Raw genomic sequence first — 18787 nt, 5'->3', positions numbered from 1 at the left:
CTGGATCTGATCGTTATTGAGAGGATTTTGGTATGGATGCATTGCCTAGTTGTTTGAAGCGTTGGCGTTGGTCGCCAGCACATTTGAGAAGGGGGAATATTGATGAGTCAAGAAATTCACGGGCGTGAAGTGTCACCGCTCAAACCCGTCATTCGTGATTTGGAAGAGAGTGGCGTTCAACTGTTCAATCTGAATTGGGTGAAATGTCATGTCGCATCTCCCAACGCTCCGTTATTAACTAAATGTACTGTCATTAGCAGAAATACCGATTTTGCCCACAATGTGAAGGGACTAATTGAGGCTAAGGGAATTGATGTTGTTACTCTTGATCTTGATGCAGATTTGACTTCCCAACTTGACTCGATGGAAGCCACGGGCACATTGCTCTATTTAGCCGGCCACGAGAAGCTTCTGAGTGCTTCAGATATTGTGGCTCATGAGTTACACGAATTCGAAAGTTTACGTCTTATTGCTAACAAAGTTGCTGAATGCCGTCATGAGGCAAAACCGCAACTCTGGATCCTTACTCAGGGTGTGCAAGTCTTTGGCGAGCAATTTGATACGGTTGGTTTGTCTGGTAGTGGTTTATGGGGATTAGGTCGGGTTATTGCGAGAGAGTATCCCATTGTTGAAACCGGTTTGATTGATTTGCCTTTTAAACGGGTTGGAGATGAAGAAATCGCATTGGTTCTTGCCATTATGACAAATGAGAGTGAGCAGAGAGAGTTTCTCATTGATGATCAGTGCATTTGGCAGCGACAGGTTGGATCTTTAGCCATTAGCCATGAAAAGGCGGAGATAAAACAGGATGCAAACTATCTTATTACCGGAGGGTTTGGCGAGACCGGACGCATGCTGGCTGCGGATCTTTTTGCGGCAGGAGCAAGACATGTAACGCTTATGGGACGTTCTGCTCCGCCAGCTAATTTGATCACCGAGTCTGAGCAACGGAAAGCACAGAATTTCAATCTCTATTTGTTCCAGGGTGATATTGCCGATATTGAGGATGTCAAGGCGGTGTTGAGGCGTATCGATAGGACGGGTCATCCCTTACGGGGAATCTATCATCTGGCAAGCGTTGCTGAAGATGGAGTGCTTGCCACTTTAAACAGCCATTCGGTTGAAAAAATTTTCCGTCCGAAAATTGCGGGGACCTGGAACTTGCATTTGGTTACCCAAGGGTTAAGCCTAGATTGGTTCATCGCATTTTCTTCATTAACGGGGATTATTGGCGTTGCAGGGCAGGGGGCATATGCTGCCGCGAATTCATTCGTGGATTCTTTGATGCGATATCGGCTAGCAGCTGGGCTTCCAGGTACGGCTATTGCGTGGGAACCCTGGCGTGGTGGGATGACCACACGTCTCAATCCGTTGCACCTCAGCAGACTTGAAGCAATGGGATTGTTGTTCCTGGATATCCAGGATGTCATGGATACCGTCACCAGAGAGAATATTCATCACTATCCAGGACTGATTGCCGGAAACTTTAGCCGTGTTGCTCTGGAGAGACTTATTGACTCTCGGGAGCCTGTGAATGGTATAGAGACTGCTTTGGGAGCTGCTCAAAGTGGTGATGCTATGGTCACTGTTGGGCAACCTTCGCACGAGGAGCAACGCAACGCAATGACGGAAATAGTGATAGAAGAGCTGAAGAAACTTGTTGCAGGAGGAAAAGTCACTGCCGACACGAAGTTGAGTGAGATTGATATGGACTCCATGTCGGCTGTTGCGATTGCTCAACGGCTGCGGGGGAACATTGGGAAATTAGTACCAATATCGGTCTTTTTTGACGACTGTAGCATTTCTGAAGTTGTTGAAAAGTTGAAGCGTTATTTCTGACGAGCCGTTGGCTGATGCAGTAACACCAAGCACAAACCTTGCCCTTTCCGTGACGAGGCTGGCGTGACCAGAGGGTAGGGATACTGTTTAGTATTTATGGAGCTTGACACGTTATGTATATAAATTGCCCACAGACTGACGATGCAGAGTTGCTGTCTATGCAGCAGAGAGCTTTATGGTTCATTGCCAATTATACGCCGGATGATGCCAGATATAATATTGCCCAGGCTTTCCGTATTCACGGATCGTTTCAAATTGATGCTTTTCGCTATGCGGTTAATCGGCTGGTTTCCAAAAATGCCACATTAAGAAGCACGTTCGTGAACATGAACGGCGAACCAAGGCTTGTTATCAACGAACAGTTACCGCCGGCCTTGGAGGTTTTCGATGCAACGGAATGGAGCCGGGATGCTCTCGAACATGCGGTTCAGGATTTTCATGCTATTCCTTTTAAGTTAGAAAAAGAGTCATGTCTGCGTTTCGGTATCTATGTGGTCAGTGCCGAAGAGCACGTTTTACTGATGTGTGTGCATCATATTGTGTCGGATTTTACTTCACTTGGTCTGATGTGGGATCAACTTGAGCACTTTTATCTGGCTGAACTTGGTGAAGATTACGATTCCTGGCTACAGCCAGCCGAAGTTTTCAAGGATTATGTCTCTCGGGAACAAGAGTATTACCAGAGTGAAGCGGCGGCGGAATCGAAAGCTTATTGGAGTGAGTGTTTAAAGAAGCAGCCGGCAATGCTGCAATGGAATAGTTTTTGGCGAAAAGGCCATAGTGGTCAGTCGTCCGTGATTTTTAATCTCGGTGAAGAAACTACCAAAAAAATAAAGCAGCTTGCTGGGCAAATAGGCGGATCGGTCTTTACTGTCATGTTAGCGGCATGGGGAGCTTACATAGCTGGGGAGACAAAAACGTCAGATGTTGTGATGGGTGTGCCGGTGTCGATGCGTGACTCGGTTCATCAACATATTATCGGCTGCTTGTTTAATGTATTACCTATACGTTTGTCCGTTGATCAAACATTTCATCACCTGTTATTGGCTGCAAAAGAAAGATCGCTATCGGCTCTTGATAATCGAAATTTTTGTCTCAGTCAAATGCTTGATCATCTTGCTGTGGAGCGGCATGAGGGGCGTAATCCGTTGTTTCAGACCGCAGTGAATATGCTGGGACACGTAGGGCAGTCGCGTTGGTTGAAGTTGGAGCTGGCGATGGCTGAAGATGCTGTTCAGGTTTTATGGGCGGGGAGGGTTATTTCCCCATTCAGGATTTGTCAGCAGGAAGGGCAGGTTGATATTGAACTGTTATTTTTAGATGCTGATTGCCAATTAAGATGTGAACTCAAAGGGGACAAACATTTTTTCTCACATTCAGGTCTTCAGATATTTGCAGAGCGCTTCGAGAAGGTGGTTGAAACGCTGATTGCGGAGCCTGATAGGGAGATTAGCGCTTTGTTGGCGCCAAAATCAGAGGATTACAATCTTCCATCCGGTCCGCTTAATACGGGTATGCTCCCTGAGATAGCGAACCAAACCATAGTTTCGCTTTTTGATCAACGGGTTGTGCAACAAGCGTCGTCCGTAGCGATTCATTGTGGTGTCGATAGATTAACTTACTTGGATTTGCAGCATTGGTCGTTGGAGGTCGCTGCCCGGCTCATGCAAAATGGGGTCGTGCCTGGTGATCGGGTGGGGGTTGCATTATTGCCTTCACTGGAAGCCGTGGTGACGATGCTTGGGATTATGCGTATTGGCGCAGGGTATGTACCGTTAGATCCCAGGCTACCACAGAAACGTCTGGAAAAAATTGTCGAACAATCAGAGATGAAGCTGATTGTTGTTAACGCTGATGTTGACTCAGATTATTCGTTTACGGCTAAACTGATGATAATGACCGCTATGGAACCACAATTTGCCGTGGCGATGATTGATTATTGTACACCTTCTTCGATTGCATATAGTGTTTTCACTTCAGGCTCTACGGGTACCCCCAAGGGCATTGATGTTGAACACAGCAATGTCATTGCCTTTCTCAACGCAATGGACGAATACTTGTCACCAGCGCCTGGAGAGGTGTGGAGCTGGTTCCATGCGGCCAGTTTTGATTTATCTGTGTGGGAGATTTTTGGCTCCCTTTGCTCTGGTGGGGTATTAGTCATTGTGCCTGATGATATACGCAGCCAGCCTGACAAGTTTCTAGATCTTATCGAAGCAGAGCAGGTCACTATCGTCACACAGACGCCAGCCAGTTTGAAAAACCTGTTATCTGAGTTCCAGGACCGGCCAAGAGCCTACGCGATAAAACATTGGGTCATTTGTGGTGAAGCACTTCTCAGTGCCACTGTTCGGCCTTATCTGAATACCCAATGGACATTATGGAATATGTATGGTCCAGCGGAGGCAACCGTTTACACCACAGTGGAGAAAGTCACTGAAGCACTGACCGACTACAATGTGATCCCGATTGGCAAGCCGTTAGGCTTCGCAACGGTCTATCTTTTGAACTCCTCAATGCAAACACCTCCGATGGGTGAGGTGGGCGAAATTTACATTGGCGGTCGTGGCGTCGCCAGGGGTTATGTCGGTCTTGAACAGTTAACGGCTCAATGTTTCATTCCCGATCCCTATATTGATAATGGACGTATTTATAAAACCGGTGATTTGGCGTATTGGGACGGGGAACGAATTCATTTTTGTGGTCGTGTGGATAATCAGGTAAAAGTTGCTGGTTATCGAATTGAGATTGCAGAGATTGAGGATTGTCTCAATCGCCATCATGCTATCGCGGATGCTGCCGTTATCGTTGAATCTCACGAGGGCACAGATCGTTTAGTTGCAATATTGGTACCTGCGAGTCAGCGCAATTTGCCCGAAGAATCTGCCATTCGTGATCATCTCAGAGCTTATCTCCCCATCTACATGTTGCCCGGCAGGATTATGCTGGCTGATGAATTACCATGTAATACCCATAACAAAGTTGATAGAAGAGCGTTAAATGATTTGATTAAAGCGGGGAGGTTGACGGATATCAGTTCGTTGAGACCTGTTCCTGTGTTACCTGTCGACTCGGTTTTTGCCGAGATTTCGAAGAGTTGGTGTGAGGTGTTGGGGAGAGAGACAGTCGGATTGGATGATGCATTTTTTGATATTGGTGGTAATTCATTGGCGCTGATGCAGATTCATGCGCATATTGTGCGATTACCGGGATGCAGTGCATTGCTTCCTTCAGATTTATTCCGCTTTCCGACTATCCGTATGTTAGCTAACTACCTTTTGCGTCCTCTGCAACCGATGACACCGGCAGACGTTGCAGATAAACCCTCCCAAACGCGGCGTCAGAAAACGCTGAGTTCAAGAAGATCATTGAAGGGGGAACAAGATGTCTGAGAATGCGATCGCAATCATTGGAGTCACTTGTCGGTTACCTCTGGCTAATAGCCTGGATGTGCTATGGGATAATCTTGTCGCGGGCCGAATCTTGGCAAAAAGATATAGCCGGGAAGAGCTTGCCGGTTTTGGCGTCGCCCAGCATATCGTCACTGCAAAAAATTATGTTCCTGTCGATTCATGTTTGCCGGATATCGATCTATTCGATCCGGATTTTTTTTCGATCAGCCAGCGAGAAGCTGAATTACTCGATCCTCAACACCGGATCCTTCTTGAGTGCGCATGGGAGCTGGCAGAAGTGACCGGTTATGGTAATCCTTTCCGACGTCCCCGGATCGGTGTTTTTACCGGAAGTTCAATGAATACCTATTTGCCTAATGTCATTGGATCTGAGTGTGATCTGGCGTCGTTAATGGGAACAGAGCTAATGCTGACGAATGATAAGGATTATTTGCCGGCACGAATTTCATACAAGCTCGGTTTTGACGGGCCGAGTGTGACTGTCCTGACGGGCTGTTCGACATCATTGACAGCGGTTCATACCGCGATACAAAGCCTCTTACTTGGCGAGTGTGAGATTGCTTTCGCCGGTGGTGTTTCCGTGCATGCTCATCCCCGGCCGGGCTATTTTTATCAGCGCGATATGATCTTCTCAGAGGATGGATATTGCAGACCATTCGATGAAAAAGCCTCGGGCACTTTTTTTGGCGATGGCGCTGGACTTGTGGCTCTTCGGCCATTAGATGATGCCATGAGAAATGGGGATACCATTCATGCCGTGATCCTTGGTTCAGCGGCGAATAATGATGGTTCTGCCCGGGCAGGCTTTGCTGCGCCGGGTGTCGATGGGCAACGAAAACTCATTTTGGATGCCCAGGCAATTGCAGGGGTTGAGCCGGATGAATTAGGGATGATCGAGGCACATGGTACCGCGACGCCACTTGGCGATTCGGTTGAATATGCTGCGCTTTGTCAGGCTTTCCGTCAGGGTACTGATCGTGAGCGATTTTGTGCGTTAGGATCGATCAAAGCTAACGTGGGTCATTTGGCGGCTGCCGCGGGATTCGCGGGGTTGGCAAAGACGATTATGGCACTGAAAACAGGCATGATTACCCCACATCCGACTTTCAGCAGAGCCGGTTCTGCTATGAACCTTGAGCAAAGTCCTTTCATTATCAACACCACTCCTATCAATTGGCCGGTGAAAGGACTACGACGGGCGGGAATCAGCTCTTTTGGCGCCGGTGGCAGCAATGTTCATATGATTTTGCAGCAAGCGCCGGTACGAATATCAGGTAAAAGTAAACCTGGCTGGCGAGCCATTCCGTTAGGGGGACGCAGTGCCAATGCCTTGGATACATTGAGTACAAGTTTGGCGGAAATGCTGGTGGCTAAACCAGATACTCATATTGATGAAGTGGCTTTTACCTATGCGGAAGGACGGGCAGCGCAGCCATACCGAGCCTGTTTGTATGCTAAAGATGTGAAAATGTTGATCGACAACATCAGAAACACGGATTTCATCGCCACGGCACAAGTTTCTGAACCACAACGACTGGTGATTGCGCTTGGGCCGGGTATTCGATCTTCTTTATCCATGAAGATGCCTGGCTATTGGCAAGAAGTGGATAGGCTGCTTACTGAATTACCGGCGGATCTTTCCCATAACATCAGTAGAACCGACATCACTGAAATAACAGAAAGTGATGGAAGCAGGGAGAAGATTGCCAATGTATTAGCTATGATCGCGGCGATTAATTGTTGGCGGAAACTGATTTCCACGCCGATATTTATCATATCCGATAGTTGTTACGACCTTGCCGTTGCCTGCTCGTTGGGCATGCTGACATTGCCTGAAGTCGTTGATAAGTTGCAGGGAAAGGTACCCCGTTATTTAGCCAGGGATTGTGTCGCTTTGCCCGGAAGTTTTTGGTCCAGGCAGCATGGGATGGTTGACGGTAATAATGTGAAAGCCATCTTGATTGCTGACACCCTTCCGATCTTACCGCGGGAGAATGAGGTCATTTCAGCAAATGATGTGATATTAGCTTTTAGCCGTTTGTCTGACAGTTTCTCTGAAATGGTTTCAAACGCTGAAAATATTATTCGTTTGGATGCCTTTCATGAAGAGGATGACAAGGCTTTCGTCGAGCTAGTCGGCAAGTTATGGCAACGTGGTTTGGTTATAGATTGGTCTGTATTGAGAGGCGGGGAAGTTGTTCCGCGCATTCCGCTACCGGTTCAACCTTTGCAACGTCGACGGTGCTGGTATACAGGCTCAACAGAGACAGAGTACAAACAAGAATTTTACGCCGATCAACCTGTGGCGAGTCCTGAAATTTCCGCCGAGCCCGTCGGCGTTTATGTTGAACGTTGGAAACGAACGCGGCGCTTGTTGCCTATATCATCAGCAGATAATCGTAACTGGCTGATTTTATATAATAAAAATTTTAAAGAAGTTTGCCCGATCGCTGATGTTTTACGTGATCTGGGACAGAAAGTATTTGAGGTGCATGAAAACTGTGTCACTCCTTTCCATGAAACAGAGTTCATAGTCAACTTTGACGATCCCACAAGCGTTCAGCATTTGATGCTTATGCTGAAGAAACAGCAAGTGGATACACCTGATCATATGCTCTTCATTTTTGGTGATATCTCACCGGATTGTGAAATGCGGGCAGGGGAAGATCGTTTCCCATTTACGCTATTTAATATGGTAAAAGCGCTTTCCCAAGTTGGAAATAAAGCTATTTCGTTGACATTGATAGGACAAGGTTTTATCGACATTACTGGCAGCGAACCACGGATTATCGAACGGGCCACTGCGCTTGCATCCATCTCTGCGATCAGCCAGGAGTTACCTGGCATGATGGTGAAAGTGATAGACACACCCACCAAAGAAATTTGCCGTCTTAATCATGCTCAACAGATCGTGGCTGAACTTTTCACTGCCGATGACCAGCAAGCGATTGGGGTGCGTCAAGGTTGGCGGTGGGAACGCTATTTTGAGGCTGTTAGCCCATCAGTCAGCCGGGAAATTTCGCCTGGAATGATCTGTTTGGTGACCGGCGGATTGGGTACGGTTGGTTTTGGTATTGCACAATATCTTGCTACGAAGTTTAACGCGAAACTTATCCTTCTCGTTCAGACACCCCTGGATCTTGCCAGGTCTGATACGTTGCAGAGTCAGCGGTTAGCGGAGTTGCGAAATATTGGTGCTGACTTTGAAATTATTACCGCTAATGTGACAGATCAGGCTCGTGTGTTGGCAGAACTTTCCCGTGTGGAATCTATCTTGGGTGAAGCTAATTGTTTTGTCCATGCTGCTGGACTTTCTGGTCAGGCTGCGATCCAGTGGTTGCAAAATTCGGATCAGCATGATTGGGAAAAGTTAATGCAGCCAAAACTAAAAGGGGCTGCTGTTCTGCATGAAATATTTGCTAATCGCCCTCTGAGGTTCGGTTGTTTTATATCGTCTTTGTCGGTTTTTGCTGGTGGTTTGGGCCTTGCTCCTTATGCCGCTTCAAATGAAGCCTGTGCGGCATTTTCTTCAATGCACAATTTGGATAAACCCTATTTCTCAATTGATTGGGATGGATGGGAAGGTTGGGATGAGTCAAATAGCTTCAAATACAGCGTAAATCGTGCTCGTCCGTTATGTCATGCTGATGTCGTCAATGCATTGAATATTATTTTTGCTGCATGTCATGTGGAGCCTCGTTTTGCAGTTTCCACCGTACCTTTAAGTGAACGGTTGCACGATATTGTGAAGACTCCGCTGCAAGTGGATGCAGAGAAACCCGTAATGACATCTCTATCTGCATCAGGCAGGGCGATTATCGATGATATGACGGCTATCTGGTGTGATGTACTGCGTTGCCCTATTGATCATGAATCGAACTTTTTCGATTTAGGGGGAGATTCATTGGTGGGGGCCGAATTGGTGCGACAGGTTAACACTCATTTTAATGTTGCTGTATCTATGGTTGATCTTTTCGAATCCAGCACAGTGGCGTCTCTTACGATGCAAGTGAAGAAAAAGCGCAATGAAGGTGGTGTGTTATAGCTCGTCGGTAAGAGCAACTTAATTCGGGAAAGGTAATTAGAATGAAGTCTAAAACACAAATAGGTTATTCAACAGATATTGCGATTACCAGTATCGCTGGGCGTTTTCCTAATGCGAATTCGAGTCGGGATCTTTGGGATGCGATCTTAGGGAAACGGGAACTGATTTCTAGTTATACCAATGCAGAGCTTCATGATAGGGGCGTTAATGCTGATGAAATAGGATTGCATTACGTTCCGCGCGGTGCGTACCTTCAGGATCCAGAAAAGTTTGATTACGGCTATTTTCAACTGATGCCAAGGGAAGTGTCGAAAATGGATCCCCAACAACGGATTTGCTTGGAGGTTTGCCATGAGGCGCTTGAACTTAGCGGTTATTCAAGCGGTGCGGATGCGGGACTCTGTTCCGTTTTTGTTGGTTCTCGCCGGACTACCTGGAATGCAAATGTGCCGACGTTAAGTAATTCTCCGGCTGACGCGATGTTGTTGTTTGGGGGAAGTTCTATCGATGCCTTGGCAACTCGAGTGGCATACAAGCTCAATTGCTTAGGGCCGGCTGTGAGTGTAGGAACGTTTTGTTCAGGTTCGCTTGTCGCTGTACACATGGCTTGCAACAGTTTGTTGCTGGGTGAAAGTGACATGGCCCTAGCTGGCGGTGTCTGTCTAAGGTATCCCCCTCATGTTGGATATGTTTACCATGAGGGGGGAATATTGTCCCCAACGGGGCGAGTTCGTGCGTTTGATGAGAAAGCCGACGGTACGATTTTCTCTGATGCGACTGCATTCGTGGTGTTGCGTCGTCTGGAGGATGCCCTGCTCAATGGCGAACCTATTTTGGCCGTTATTAAAGGAACGGCAATAAACAACGATGGGGCTGTCAAGGCGGGTTATAGTGCGCCGGGTGTTTCAGGTCAGGAACAGGTGATCCGTCGTGCGCTTGCTGCTGCTGATGTCCGGGCCGATCAGATTGGTTTGATCGAAGCGCACGGTACCGGTACGCCGGTTGGTGATGGGATTGAATTACGTGCGTTGGGGCGGGTATTTGAAGGCGTCTCTGCCAGAGCTTGTGCTTTAGGCTCGATTAAATCCAATCTTGGTCATGCTGATTGTGCATCGGGTATCGCCGGACTGATAAAAGCCATCTATGCTGTTAACTTAGGCGTTATCCCTCCTTCAATTAATTGTGAATTTCCATGCGCTGAACTTCGGGATCCTGAATCCCCGTTTTATGTCCCTACCGAATCCAGGACCTGGAATAGTGATTATTCCGCCAGAATTGCCGGGGTTAGCTCATTCGGAATAGGTGGCACAAATGTTCATGTTGTGGTTGCCGGGCCACCGGCGAGAAAACCTGATATGCCTTCCCTGGAGGCGGTACATCTGATCCCTCTAAGTGCACGTACTGAGGCGGCGTTAGCGCACAAAATCTTGGATCTGGCGAAATATCTTGAGCAGTATCCAGAGGTGAATATCGCTGATGTTGCATTTACCTTGCAACGGGGCCGACGACATTTATCAATACGAAAGGTGATTGTCGCGCGAGATATCCATGAGCTGTTATCAGGTCTGTTAAATAAGGCTATCGTGGTGGTTCCCGAATCGATCGAACTGCAAGACACCTATATTTCGCCTGCCTCTGCCTGGCAGGCCGGGAAAAATATCAATTGGGATATTTTTTACCAGAACGAGCATCGCAAACGGCTCCCGCTTCCGACTTATCCATTTGAAAGAATAGTAATCTGAGTTGTAAACACGGTAGCGATCGTCTTCATTTTAAAGGAAGGTGAGGTTGATATGAGTGATATTGAAATTATTCAGAGAGATATAACAACTATTTTTGCAGAAACATTTGGTTTACCGAGAGAAGAGATAAAACTGGAAATACCATTGGTTGAATTAGGTGCGGAATCACTCTTGTTATTCGAAGTGTTGGATCCCATCCATAAACGATTTGGTGTAAGACTGTCAGTGCGGCAGTTTTTTGCAGAATTACAAACGGTTCGTCAACTCAGTGAATATGTGTTGATGGCAGATAAAAGAAATGCCGGCGAAGATAATGATTCGGTAATTCAACCTCAACAAGTTTTGACTGATCAAGAAAGAGTGCCTGATCAGGCGGACGCGATAGATATTCCACATGTTAAGAAAGAACGCTTTTTCCAATGGATGTCGAGAAGTGCATCACCAATCGAATCTGAGGAGAGAAGAAAATATCTGGCTTCATTCATATCTAGGTATAACGAGCGAACGATTCAGTCAAAAACGCATTCGGTAGCGGTACGTAAAAATATTGCAGATAGCCGTTCTGGTATTGGATTTAAACCCTCCATAAAGGAACTGCTTTACCCGATTGTATGCACCAAGTTTGAAGGGGCGGTCGTCCAGGATATTGATGGTAATGATTACATTGATATGACGATGGGCTTCGGTGCGCATTTGTTTGGGCATAGCCCATCTTTCGTTATTCAAGAGCTCACTCAGCAAATAAGCAACAGTTTTGGTTTGGGAACCCGGCATGCGATAGGTTTGGAAGTGGCTGAACTTATCAAAGAGATTACCGGCATGGACCGTGTGGCTTTTGTGAACAGTGGAACTGAAGCGGTCATGAATGCGGTTCGGGCAGCACGGGCGCTCACTCGTCGAAATCATATCGTGCTTTTTTCCAGCAGTTACCACGGACATTGGGATGCGGTACTGGCTAAAGCCAGTGAATATGATGAAGTCAGTGTCACCAAACCCGTTTCGGTGGGCATACCTGAGAATATGGTTGCTGATGTTTCGGTGTTTGAGTTTGGTTCCAATGACGCTATTGAGTTTCTCAAAGTCAATCGCAACAGAATTGCGGCTGTGCTCGTAGAACCTGTACCAACGCGTGATCCTGGTCTTAGCAATCCAGATTACTTGAGACGTTTGCGTCAAATGACCAGGGACTTAGGTATTCTGCTGATATTAGATGAAATTGTGACAGGTTTCAGATCTCACCCTGCCGGTATCCAAGGGTTATTTGGGATTGAGGCTGATATTGTGACTTATGGCAAAACGATAGGTGGAGGAATGCCGTTGGGAGTGATTACCGGCAGGGGAAATATGCTTGATTCGATTGACGGTGGAAACTGGAATTTCAACGATGACAGCTTCCCGGCAGCGGAGCCGACATTCTTTGGTGGAACATATTTTCAACATCCGCTTTCCATGGCTGCCGCGAAAGCCACTCTGCTGGAAATCAAGAGGAGAGGGGAATCCTTTACCAAGGCACTGACACAGCGTACTGAATCGTTTGTTTTACGTTTGAATCGTCTGTTTTTGAGTCGCCGGGTTCCCATTGAGGCAAGATCGTTTTCCTCATTCTTTAGATTAATTCATCGTGACAACATGGACTTGCTTTACTACAACCTGCTGATGAGAGGTATTTATATCTGGGAGTGGCGATGCTGGTTTATATCTGATGCACACGATGACACTCATCTGGAAAAAGTTTATTTGGCGTTTGTGGATAGCTTAGATGAACTTGAGGAAAATAACCTTCTTCCACGGTATAGCTAGATCGAACGGGATTAACGAAAATTAAGGGGAGTGTTATGCCGTTGGCAAACAAAAGTGTTTTCATTGGTGGGCCTATTCAGTCTGCGATTTATGATGGTGGTTTTCATGAAGAGCTGAGAATGACTATCCAGTTAGCGGTTAAGACAGTAAAGGCATTGAACGGCAATGTATTATCGGCACATTTGACTGAGAAATTTGGCATTGATACCCCCAATTATACGCCGGAGATGGTATCAAAACGGGATTTCCAATGGATGCAACAGTGTGATTTTTTCATGCCCATTCTTCCAGTTCATTGTGGTGAAGAATTATTGCGTACTGATGGCACACATATTGAACTTGGTTGGGCTTCGGCCCTAAAACGGCCCGTACTGCTGATCACTCAACTGCCGATTGTGCGCGGTGGTAGTCATTTATTAAAGGGATTGGAACATGTTTGCAATTTATCGAAATTGGATATTCACGATTTTCGTAATAATCCGTGGCAGATTGGTGAGATTTTCAGAAACTTTCAGTTGAGTAGCTATTGATCACTTTTTGGGGCGCCGCCTTCTCTATTGGGAGCTGGTTAATAGCGAGTTTGCTTGTAATGAGGTCATTCATGGAGTTGAGATGAAAAATCAAGTTTTCGAACAAACCTATGATGTTTTAGGCATGAAGATAAAAAATCCAATTATCGTTGGATCGGGTCTGCTTTCTGATCAGGATAAATATATTCGCCAGTTTATCGTTCACGGCGCAGGGGCGGTCGTGACAAAAACCATTTACCCGAATTCGGAAAAATTGCATACAGAAAAGACCTATTCCATCAGTACAGGGATGTTGAACAATACGACTTACTCGAAGAAAACAGTTGAACATTGGTTGACCATTCTCAGTGAGTTTAAGAGAGAACAACTTCCGGTGATAGTCTCTGTCCATGCAGAATCGCCTGGGGAGCTGGGTTCATTGGCTGCTCGTATCTCAGAGGTAACCGATGCCCCCTTGGAATTGGGCATTTCGTGCTTGCATGCAGATGACTTTATAGAAGATACGCCAGAACGTGTATTCAACTACGCGAAAGCGGTGAAAGAGCGAGTGGATACCTCTTTTTCTGTCAAACTCGCGCTTGGCGACAATTTGTATGGGCGTGTTCAGGCTGCCATAGAAGGCGGTGCTCATTCGATAACGTTGAGCGATACCATTTCGGGGATCGTTTTTGACGGAGTGAGTGGCGAGGCTTTGCTTAATGGGGTTTGCGGATACTCAGGGCCAGGGATAAAACCGTTGGTGCTTGCTGCAATCTATAACCTGCGCAAGCGGGGGCTGACGATCCCGATACTTGGATCGGGAGGTGTACAGGATGGTAATGACGTTCATGAGTACATACTTGCAGGTGCGAATACTGTGCAAGTTTACACCGCTCTTCATCGGCATATGTACAAAACACTACGGCGTATCGTTCTTGAACATGCCCAAATCACGATGTCAAAATAAGGTATTAAAAAAGGGACAATATCATGAGCAATCAAGTGAGAGAATTTGCAGAACTGACCAGCGAGCAGGTTTTAACTGCGGTTGAAGGTAAGACTTTGATATGGCCGATTGGTGGTATTGAGCAGCATGGGCCTCATCTGCCGTTGAATGTGGATGCCGTGATCCCTGAAGCATTTGCCCGCGTGTTGGCGAATGATATTGGTGGGTTCACATTGCCGGTACAGCCACTATCGGTAAGATCATTGCCACAGAGTGGGGGTGGACTTGAATTCCCTGGTACGATTTACATTGATGGACCAACCTTTACAACTTATATCGGCCGGGCAATTAAGAGCTTGTGCTCATTACCTTTCAAGCAACTTGTGATTATTAATGGTCATTACGAGAATGAAGGTTTTATTTTCGAGGCGGTAGACGAATTACGGACAGCGGGTCACTTTAAAGATCGTTCCGTTATCGTGTTTAGCTGGTGGAGTTTGGTGACTGATGCCTGGACTCGTGAACATTTGACTGATTTTCCCGGCTGGCACGCTGAGCATGCAGGGATAACAGAAACGAGTTTGATGCTTCATTTGCGTCCAGATTTGGTTAGAGCTGAGCGGGTTGACCATGAAAACCCCCCGCGTGCAGGAATTTATCAGATACCGATTAAGGAAGAATTTTCAACGAGAGGGGTTCTTTCTAAAACATCCGGTGCGAGTGCGGAAATAGGCTCACTCATTTTCGAACATGTCAGGCAGCAAATATTGGAACTTGTTACTGCGGATTAACACGTTGAATATTAATGCATTTTTTCGGTTTACCCTGTCTGCCTGGAAAAGAGCTTACCGTTTTTATCAATGGGGGCCTTTTCCAGTAACAGCTACATATAGCGGTATTCGTAGGTGGTGGAAACCCAGTCTGAATGCTTTGATTTACTTCATATCTTTCTTGACTCACTACATTAGCCAGTGCGGGATTCCACTTTGCTCATAATTCTGGTGTCTCTGGGACATAAACCAAAAACAAATTTCCTGATACTTTTTGGGGTTCCGAATCACATTGATAATGCCTGTGACAATAGAATCACGGGCATTATCAGACATCTCTTAATCGATATTTTTTGTAGCTATCAGCTATATCTATGTTTAGGTTGATATTTATCCCATTTAGTTTTAGAAAAGACTTCGCTATGGGCTACAGGCTTTCCTTCTTTCCAAAATTTTAGGTTTTGTTGAACTTCTGCTACGTCCTTATGCCGATATAACCAACGTAGCTCACTGGATGTTATACTTGCTCCATGACCACTTTTTAATATAACTGTCTTGATATCATCACCAATAATATCAATCAGAAAATGAACAGGCGCTTTCCTCTGAAGTAGCTGATACTCTAATCCAGCTTTACTTGTTTTTTTCCAAAGAAGTTTTCCTAATTCATCTATTCTTTTATTTCCGTATGGTTTTTCTTTCAATTCGGATGCTAATTCATTTGCCAGATTATCACCTGCAACATTATATTTATCATGTTTTGATAAAAATTTCTTAAACTCAATAACACGTTCGTGGTCATGTGTTTCTTTTTTTATATTTTCGTCATTAGAATAGACTTTGGGATTTAAATTATCCCAAACGGCATTTGTTATGTCATTTTGTATCAATATATTCCTTTTGATTTCACTCCTTCTGCCAAAAACTCTAGTTAATTTAGAAAGAAATCCCCCTGAAGCGGTTTTACGCTTATATCCTTTTTTTTCTAATTTCTCCAATGCATCTTTTCTGGGTTCGTCCAAACCATATAAAATATCTCCCTTTTTAAATACTTTTATCAGAGATTGATTTTCTTTCCGAGATTCAGAAGACAGACCTTTTGAGTCATTAAGTAGTACAGGGTTATTCCTCACCATCTGATACAAATTTAGCCCATCGACTGTCCCTGCTGGGTCGGCACTTAACCACCGCCCTACCCACGGTTGATAATATCGATATCCGTAATAATACAACCCTGTGGTATCCCGTTCTTTGCCTGAGTAGCGGATAGTTTTGTAATTAGCTTCTGTTTGGCTGTTTGCCGCCCACAGTGCTGTACCGCCAAATGGATAGTACTCTTCCTGACTGATAATTTGTCCCTTATCATCCAGCTCAAGCTGGCTGGAGCCGATAAGATTATCGTAGCTGTAACGCATCTGATTGTTGCTGATATCTTTTGGTTTACCGCTCTCCCAATGTAACACCCGCACCTGTGCGCGGCCTGCTTCACCGACTGTAATGACCTGTAGATCCTCTGTTGTTTGACTGGTTGAGCCAGTGGTACGTAGCTCAAGGCCCGGCAGATAAGTGACTCGTTGTTGTTGTGTGCTGTTTCCGGTCTTCTGTTCACTGATTTTTAGCCGCCTCATGCCATCGCTGCCATAGCGATACCATTCCTGGTCATTATTGGTGCTACTGTCCCCTGTCTCCTGTTGCGATTTTTCTTGCGGTTTTTCCGGTGGTTTTTGGCCTCGTGTTACCAGTGTCGCTTGTTGTAACTCACCCCGTGTATTCCAATTCAGGTTTTGCTCCCGCATCCATATCAATGTATCCACTTGTGCCGGGTCATCAACCAGTGAATTCAGTACTGTCGGGCTCAACGTCTTCTGATGACTGTCCGTATCGAAACATGAATCCATTTCTGCCGGTTCATCAGTCAGTTTATTCCTTACCGCCCGGTGCAACGTCTTCTGGTGGCCGCCCGCATCGAACCATGAATCCACTTCTTCCGGCTTATCAGTCAACATACTCAGCACCGCCCGGTTGCTGCGGTTCGAGACTGTGATGCCTCTGGTGTGGTTGTTTTGGCTGTCAGAGGTACGATGCTGGATTTTGGTCAGATTACCGCCATCGTTGTAAGTGTAATTGCGGGTATATTTGGTATAGGTGTTGTTATCAGAAGTTAGGGGGATTATCGGAGAGGAGATGCTTTGCTGACGAATATTCGCCATTTCACGCCCTGTCGCGCTGATAAGCTGATACAGGGAATCGTAGGTATAGGTATTCTCTGGTTTTACTTCCTCATTTTTCCAGAAGCGGGTGGCTTCTGCATCATTACGAATGCTGATGATATTCCCCACAGGATCATATTTATAGCGTAAATCCTGCAACTTTTTGGCTTCTGGTTTACCGTTGTTTGTACGTTGGGTGGTGATACCTATCAGACGCTGAGTTTGCGGTTCATAAGTGTATTCGGTGATAACGTTGTTGCCGTGTTCTTCACGTAATTTCTGTCCGGCGGCGGAATAGGTCAAAGATTTAATAATAATCTGCTCATTCTGGTTTTTTACGGTCAGCCAGCTTGCTTTTAATTGCCCGGCCACATCATAGGCCAGACGCTGCTTGTTGCCTTTCGCATCGGTCTGAGTCAGTAAAGCGCCGGTGGAGTCACAGGTACTCTGGGTAGTATAGATTTCATTGGTTAATACGTTCTGCCAAGTGGTTTCGTTATCACCTGCCCAGTTAGCTTCTCCCTTGCCATTCTTATCATCCAGTAATTGCTGGGACTGTGATAAAACGGTACCCGTCAGCGACAGGCTTTCTGGTCGGGTGACTCCTGCCGTATCGTAGTGACGTACACACTGCCCGGCAAGGTTATGAGATTTCACTGTTGGCGTATTCTCGGCCCAGATAAGGTGTTCGGTGATGCGGGGTGTTTTTCCCTCCGGTTGTTCGGTCACTGATAACAGACGACCGGGCAGAGAAGGGGCTTCATATTGCCGGGTTTGTCTGGCGCCTGTTGCGGTTACAGTCAGTATTAGACGGCTTTCAATATCATTTAGTGTGACAGTGCGACCGGCATCGGCGCTTTCTGTACACAAAATATTACCGGTCAAATCATATTGCCAAAGAAAGTTAGGTTTTATCGTGTTGTCTTTCTGTTTGGCTTCATACAGGCGCGGGTCAATACTCTGGATCAGGTGCCCGCGGGTGTCATATAGATGGCGGGTGATAAGGGTATCGGTAGTACCGCTTGCGGTGGAACGGCGAAAGTTGATGTCACGAATAGTCAGGCCACGATTATCCTGGACGTTGACTGTAGGGGTATGTTGATAAAATTTGGGGTCAAAGTTTTCCATGATTTACCTCTTTTGTTGTGTTGTTGTGATATTCCCGTTATAGCGGGAGACAGAGGACTTCTTGTTCAGCGAAAATCCTCCATTATTTTCCTCCCTGATGCATAAGAAGGCGACGCCAGAGCCAGTTCAGCCCGGTACTTCCCGTTGTGCCGAATAGCCCGGCAATTGCAAAAGTCATATAGATGCTGCCGCCGCTTTCAAAACTCAGTAATCCTCCCAGGATACCGGTAAAACAGGAGATGATGAGTTGGCATAGGACGTTAATCCAACTCCATTTGTATTGTTTGTTCTGTATATCAATGAGGTATCTTACTAATCCGCCCCAGGCCGCAATAAAACCAATGATCAACCAGATAACAAGTTGAGTATCTGACGGCATTTTTAA

The 18787-nt window shown here is 46.1% G+C and carries 10 protein-coding genes; 8 read left to right on the top strand and 2 right to left on the bottom strand.

Annotation, left to right across the window (positions count from 1 at the left end):
* Window positions 1-102: 102 nt before the first annotated feature.
* The 8 genes from LGZ99_RS08695 to LGZ99_RS08660 all read left to right on the top strand — a co-directional run bounded on the left by LGZ99_RS08695 (window position 103) and on the right by LGZ99_RS08660 (window position 15085).
* Window positions 103-1839: a beta-ketoacyl reductase gene (locus LGZ99_RS08695; RefSeq protein ID WP_036837882.1), complete on the top strand. Its 1737-nt coding sequence runs from the start codon at window positions 103-105 to the stop codon at window positions 1837-1839.
* Between the two features lie 113 nt (window positions 1840-1952).
* Window positions 1953-5231 carry a non-ribosomal peptide synthetase gene (locus LGZ99_RS08690; protein ID WP_262979035.1) on the top strand — a complete coding sequence of 1093 codons (3279 nt, stop codon included), beginning with the start codon at window positions 1953-1955 and terminating at the stop codon, window positions 5229-5231.
* Entirely contained in the window at window positions 5224-9297 is a 4074-nt protein-coding gene (locus tag LGZ99_RS08685; RefSeq protein ID WP_262979034.1) for an SDR family NAD(P)-dependent oxidoreductase, read from the top strand. Before LGZ99_RS08690 ends, LGZ99_RS08685 begins: the two co-directional genes overlap by 8 nt.
* Window positions 9298-9338: 41 nt before the next feature.
* Window positions 9339-11039 (top strand): beta-ketoacyl synthase N-terminal-like domain-containing protein, encoded by a 1701-nt coding sequence (locus LGZ99_RS08680; protein ID WP_036837874.1) that lies wholly within the window; start codon window positions 9339-9341, stop codon window positions 11037-11039.
* Between the two features lie 51 nt (window positions 11040-11090).
* A complete protein-coding gene (locus LGZ99_RS08675; protein WP_021324992.1) occupies window positions 11091-12839 on the top strand; it encodes an aminotransferase class III-fold pyridoxal phosphate-dependent enzyme in 1749 nt (582 codons plus the stop codon).
* A 35-nt stretch (window positions 12840-12874) separates the two neighbouring features.
* The gene (locus LGZ99_RS08670; RefSeq protein WP_036837871.1) at window positions 12875-13369 is read left to right on the top strand and encodes a hypothetical protein; all 495 of its coding nucleotides are present in this window, start codon (window positions 12875-12877) and stop codon (window positions 13367-13369) included.
* 124 nt (window positions 13370-13493) lie between these two features.
* Window positions 13494-14315, top strand: coding sequence for a beta/alpha barrel domain-containing protein (locus LGZ99_RS08665; RefSeq protein WP_262979033.1), 822 nt, complete (start codon window positions 13494-13496; stop codon window positions 14313-14315).
* A gap of 23 nt (window positions 14316-14338) precedes the next feature.
* Window positions 14339-15085: a creatininase family protein gene (locus LGZ99_RS08660; protein ID WP_262979032.1), complete on the top strand. Its 747-nt coding sequence runs from the start codon at window positions 14339-14341 to the stop codon at window positions 15083-15085.
* A gap of 341 nt (window positions 15086-15426) precedes the next feature.
* On the opposite strand, the gene LGZ99_RS08655 is transcribed toward LGZ99_RS08660, so the two are convergent.
* Both LGZ99_RS08655 and LGZ99_RS08650 read right to left on the bottom strand, forming a co-directional pair.
* Entirely contained in the window at window positions 15427-18402 is a 2976-nt protein-coding gene (locus LGZ99_RS08655) for an RHS repeat-associated core domain-containing protein (protein WP_262979031.1), read from the bottom strand.
* Between the two features lie 82 nt (window positions 18403-18484).
* Window positions 18485-18781 carry a phage holin family protein gene (locus LGZ99_RS08650; protein WP_023043406.1) on the bottom strand — a complete coding sequence of 99 codons (297 nt, stop codon included), beginning with the start codon at window positions 18779-18781 and terminating at the stop codon, window positions 18485-18487.
* Window positions 18782-18787: the final 6 nt, after the last annotated feature.

The sequence above is a fragment of the Photorhabdus temperata genome, assembly GCF_025384845.1.
Lineage (GTDB): Bacteria > Pseudomonadota > Gammaproteobacteria > Enterobacterales > Enterobacteriaceae > Photorhabdus > Photorhabdus temperata.
This window is presented reverse-complemented; position numbering and strand designations above follow the sequence as displayed.

Bases quoted from the DNA above. Each gene is read 5' to 3' on its own strand.
- LGZ99_RS08660 (WP_262979032.1), top strand. From the start codon at position 14,339: ATGAGCAATCAAGTGAGAGAATTTGCAGAACTGACCAGCGAGCAGGTT.
- LGZ99_RS08665 (WP_262979033.1), top strand. From the start codon at position 13,494: ATGAAGATAAAAAATCCAATTATCGTTGGATCGGGTCTGCTTTCTGAT.
- LGZ99_RS08680 (WP_036837874.1), top strand. From the start codon at position 9,339: ATGAAGTCTAAAACACAAATAGGTTATTCAACAGATATTGCGATTACC.
- LGZ99_RS08695 (WP_036837882.1), top strand. From the start codon at position 103: ATGAGTCAAGAAATTCACGGGCGTGAAGTGTCACCGCTCAAACCCGTC.
- LGZ99_RS08690 (WP_262979035.1), top strand. From the start codon at position 1,953: ATGTATATAAATTGCCCACAGACTGACGATGCAGAGTTGCTGTCTATG.
- LGZ99_RS08685 (WP_262979034.1), top strand. From the start codon at position 5,224: ATGTCTGAGAATGCGATCGCAATCATTGGAGTCACTTGTCGGTTACCT.
- LGZ99_RS08655 (WP_262979031.1), bottom strand. From the start codon at position 18,402: ATGGAAAACTTTGACCCCAAATTTTATCAACATACCCCTACAGTCAAC.
- LGZ99_RS08650 (WP_023043406.1), bottom strand. From the start codon at position 18,781: ATGCCGTCAGATACTCAACTTGTTATCTGGTTGATCATTGGTTTTATT.
- LGZ99_RS08670 (WP_036837871.1), top strand. From the start codon at position 12,875: ATGCCGTTGGCAAACAAAAGTGTTTTCATTGGTGGGCCTATTCAGTCT.
- LGZ99_RS08675 (WP_021324992.1), top strand. From the start codon at position 11,091: ATGAGTGATATTGAAATTATTCAGAGAGATATAACAACTATTTTTGCA.